General features: G+C 68.6%; 4 protein-coding genes. 2 read left to right on the top strand and 2 right to left on the bottom strand.

What is annotated here, in order from left to right:
• Window positions 1–159 precede the first annotated feature (159 nt).
• Window positions 160–732: a TetR/AcrR family transcriptional regulator gene (locus AB0B82_RS32700; RefSeq protein WP_360177482.1), complete on the bottom strand. Its 573-nt coding sequence runs from the start codon at window positions 730–732 to the stop codon at window positions 160–162.
• A 140-nt stretch (window positions 733–872) separates the two neighbouring features.
• Here AB0B82_RS32700 and AB0B82_RS32705 point away from each other — a divergent pair, with 140 nt between their 5' ends.
• Window positions 873–2252, top strand: a complete 1380-nt coding sequence (locus tag AB0B82_RS32705; protein WP_360177484.1) for an MFS transporter — start codon at window positions 873–875, stop codon at window positions 2250–2252.
• A complete protein-coding gene (locus tag AB0B82_RS32710) occupies window positions 2242–2709 on the top strand; it encodes a GNAT family N-acetyltransferase (protein ID WP_360177487.1) in 468 nt (155 codons plus the stop codon). Before AB0B82_RS32705 ends, AB0B82_RS32710 begins: the two co-directional genes overlap by 11 nt.
• A gap of 55 nt (window positions 2710–2764) precedes the next feature.
• Here AB0B82_RS32710 and AB0B82_RS32715 read toward each other — a convergent pair whose 3' ends face one another.
• On the bottom strand, window positions 2765–4090 hold the full coding sequence (locus AB0B82_RS32715; RefSeq protein WP_360177490.1) for an FAD-binding oxidoreductase: 1326 nt from the start codon (window positions 4088–4090) through the stop codon (window positions 2765–2767).
• Between the last annotated feature and the right edge of the window lie 382 nt (window positions 4091–4472).

Consider the following 4472-nt stretch of genomic DNA (forward strand, 5'->3'; position numbering starts at 1 on the left):
GCCCGTGCCTACTGTGCCGCCCATGCCGCCCGTGCCGCCCGTGCCGCCCGTGCCGCCCGTGCCGCCCGTGCCGCCCGTGCCGCCCGTGCCGCCCGTGCCGCCCGTGCCGCGCCTTCTGTGCCGTGGGCTCCGCGCCTTCTGTGTCGTGCGGTGTGAGGGTCAGGTCGGGGGATTGAATGCGGACAGCAGGGTTGCGGTGATGTAGGGCGCTGCTTCGTCGGAGGTGATGCGGCCGGCTTGGATTTCTGTGGCGGCGCCGTGCATCACGTTGTGCATGACGCTGACCAGCCAGGACGTCGGCAGGTCGGTACGGAACACGCCTTCGGCGCGCCCGCGTTCGAGGAGTCGTTCGACGCGCGCCATCGGATCGGCGTGCAGTTCGCGTACGCGGCTGGGCGGCAGCGCGTCCTGCGCGGCGACCAGTAGCGCCCGCCACTGATCCACCAGATGCCAGCTCGACTCGATCAGCCGGGTCAGCGCCTCACGCGGATCTCCGGTCAGATCGACCTTGCCCAGCGTCTCCTCCCCGATCGCGATTGCCTGCACGAAGACCGCCTCGATCAGGTCGGCCCGTGACGGGAAGTGTCCGTACAGCGTGACCCTCCCGACGCCGGCCGCCTTGGCGATCTCCGACGTACTCGCCGCCGGATCCCGACTCAGACACTCGGCCGCCGCGGTCAGGATCGCCGCGATGTTGCGCTGCGCGTCGGCTCGCTTGGTCGCCACCGCCATACCCGCTGCCCGCCTCTCTGCCGGAGCCGCCACCCGAAGATCTCGAATGTCAGTGTATGAATTCCTCTTGTCGAACACCAGTGTACGAGTTACTGTCGTCGAGTAACCCGTACACGCCTGTTCGATTTAAGGACGAGATCATGACTCAACCGGACCCCCGGCGGTGGCGGCTGCTGGGGCTGCTCGCCGTCGCGCAGTTCATGCTGATCCTCGATGTCACCGTGGTGGCGATCGCGCTGCCGAACATCGAGACCGATCTTCAACTCCAGCGGGAGACGCTGACCTGGGTGGTCAGCGCCTACACGTTGATGTTCGGCGGGCTGATGCTGCTCGGCGGTCGCGCCGCCGACCTGTTCGGCTCGCGCCGCATCGTGCTGACCGGCCTGGCAGTGTTCACCCTGGCGTCGCTGGTGACCGGCCTGGCCACCGGACCCGAAATGCTCCTCGGCGGGCGCGTCGCGCAAGGGATCGGTGCCGCGATGCTCTCCCCGGCGGCGCTGTCCGTCGTGACGAAGACGTTCGAAGGCGACGAGCGGAACAAGGCACTTGGCATCTGGTCGGCGATGGGCGGCGGCGGATCTGCCATCGGCGTACTGCTCGGCGGTCTGCTCACCGCGGGGCCCGGCTGGGAGTGGGTGTTCTACATCAACGTCCCGATCGGGCTGATCGTGTTCGGGGCGCTGCTCCGGATGCTGCCGGCCGACCAGCCGAGCGACCAGCCCGGCCGCCTCGACGTACCCGGAGCGCTGCTCGTCACGGCCGGCACCGGTACGGCGATCTACGCGCTGATCAATGCGGGTGACAACGGCTGGTTGTCGGCGACCACGCTCGGCACGCTGGCCGCGGCGCTCGTCCTGTACGGCATGTTCGCCTGGGTGCAGCGCACCGTCCGCTCGCCGCTGATGGACCTGCGGATCTTCACCCGCCGACCGGTCACCGCCGGTACGTTCATGATCCTGGTGGCGACGGCGCTGATGATCTCGATGTTCTTCCTCGGATCCTTCTACCTGCAGCACTTCAAGCAGTACGGCGCTCTGCGCACCGGGCTGCTGTTCCTCCCGGTGGCGCTCGCGGCGATCGTCGGCGCGCAGGTGGCCGGCCATGTCGTCGGGCGGACCGGCGCCCGGCCGATCGCGGTCGTCGGGTTCCTGATCACCGCGATCGGCGTGGCTGCACCGGCGATCTGGGAGGGTGCTGCTGTGATCGTTGCCGGGATGACGGTCGGAACGGTCGGGCTCGGGGCCGCGTTCGTCGCGTCGTCGACCACGACCTTCGCGCAGATCGACTACCGCGAGGCGGGGTTGGCGTCGGGGATTCTGAGCACCTTCCACGAGTTCGGCGCCTCGCTCGGCGTCGCCGTGGTGTCGAGCATCGCCGCGGCCAGCCTGGCCGGGACGGTGTCGACCGGGTTCGCGCGGGGGTTCACGTTCGCGGCGATCACGGCGGCAGTTGCCGCAGTACTTGCGTTGGTCGTCGTACCGGCGTTCAAGCCATTAACAGGAGGGGTCCATGTCCACTGAGATTCGGCGCGCGACGGTCGCGGACGCGGAGACGGTTCACACGATGCTCTGTGAGTTGGCCGACTACCAGGACGAGCGCGTGCACGTGACCGCGACCGTCGAGGACTGGAGGGGTTTCCTCGGACGTGACGAGGTCGTCGTGCTGCTCGCCGAGGTCGACGGGCAGCCTGCCGGGTACGTGTCGTCGCTGCGGCGGCCGTACCTGTGGGGCGGTGGCGACCAGTTGGCGCTCGACGACCTCTACGTCCGGGAGCAGTACCGCGACGGTGGCTTCGGGCGGCAGCTCATGCTGGCACTCGCCCGGCATGCGCTGCCCGACCGACTCCCGATCAGCTGGGGGCTTCGCCTGGCCAACAAAGACGGGTACCGCTTCTACGAGCGCCTCGGCGCCAAGCTGGTCACGAAGACCGTGGCCGGTTGGAGTCCGGACGTGTACGAGCGCCAGTTGAGCGAATAGCCCGCCGCAACGGCACGATCTCGAGCAGACCGCGCTGCTCGAGATCGTGCCGTTCTCACGGGCGAACGTTGTGGTTGCCGGAGAACACGTTTTCCGGATCGTACTCACGCTTCACCGCGGCGAGCCGTTCGTACGTCGCAGCGGGATAGACCGCGGAAACATCGGCGTCGTCCGTTCCGGACAGGAAACTCGCGTACGCACCGTTGACGTGCGGAGTCACCTCGTCCCACAGCTGATTCCACGCCGGACGACCTGCTTCGATCGCGGGCGGCGGGCCAACCTTCGTGGTGATGACCATCAATTCGGCCTGGCGATGCGCGTACGCCGTCGCGTCCGCGGCGACCTGCGCCACCGCCCCGCCGACACTGCGAACGGCGATCACGGGCGCGCCCTTCGCGGCACCCGCAGCAGCGAGCAGACGCAGTACGTCAGGCACGGATTCCGTGTCGACAAAGGCACTTCGAGTCACGATGTTGATCCCTGGTGGCGGCACCATGCCGTCGACGAGCACCTCGGCGTACGGCGTCAGCGCGACCTCGTCGGCGATCACGGTACCGAGGGCGCGGATCGGATCGATCGCCTGCGCGGCACGATCCGCGTCGTCCCCGTCGTACGCGATCTCGATCTCCAGCGGCGCCTCGGGTCCGCCGAGGAACGGGTTGGCGAACGATGCGGTCGACGTCAGTTCGGCGGGCGCGGTCCGCAGGTACTCCGCCCAGCGCGGCAGTACCTCCGCGATCTCGCCGGCCGGAAAGCTCAGCTTTCCGAAGAAGATGTCGGTCGTCGGGTGCGCCGCGAACTCGAACGCGGTCACGATTCCGAAGTTTCCACCGCCACCGCGCACCGCCCAGAACAGCTCGGCGTTCTCGTCCGCGGACGCCCGAACCACCTCACCGGCCGCGGTCACCAGCTCGACGGCGGTCAGGTTGTCGAGCGCCAGCCCGTACTTGCGTACCTTCCAGCCGATGCCGCCGCTCAGCGTCAGTCCGCCGACGCCGACGCTCTTCGTGTCACCCGACGAGATCGCCAGCCCGTGCGGCGCGAGCGCTGCCGCGACCTGCCCCCAGGTGGCGCCGCCGCCGATCCGGACGACATGCTTCTCCTTGTCGACGACCTCGACCTCCGCCAGCTTGCCCAGGTCGATCACCACGCCGCCGTCGTTCGTCCCGAATCCCGGGAACGAATGTCCACCGCCACGCACCGCGACCTTCAGCCCGCTGGTCGCCGCGTATTTGATCGCCGCGCGGACGTCCTCGACGCTCGACGGCTTCAGCACGTACGCCGGGCTCCCACCGACCAGTACGGTCCGGCTCGCCGCGTCGTACCCGGAGTCCTCCGGCCCGACAACCTCGCCACCAAATCCTTCTACCACTGTGCTCATGATGTTCCTTCGCGTCGCTCTCACCGAACAAACACCTGACGTCCACCGCCGCCCGACTGTGACGTGACCAAGCAGACATCACAAACGACCGGCCTGTTTCGTCTGGGATCTGCTGTCGTTCCGAGTTCCGCGGGCGCTGCTCCGGGTCGCGGCGAGTGGGACCGACTGCGGTGGGTGTGAACAGACTGTGGTGGGTGTGGACCGGCTGTGGTGGGTGTGGACCGGACGTGGGGGGTGGGGCGCACCGGGAGCGGGCCGTTCGTTGTAGTGGGCCGGGACACCATGCGGTGGGCTGCGACAGGAAATAGCGGGTGCAGGCCCGCCACGGCTTGTTCACGCGCCCGGCAGTTGGCGCGTGGCGGGGGCGGGTGAGCCGCCGGGT

The organism is Kribbella sp. NPDC048915, from assembly GCF_040649595.1.
Lineage (GTDB): Bacteria > Actinomycetota > Actinomycetes > Propionibacteriales > Kribbellaceae > Kribbella.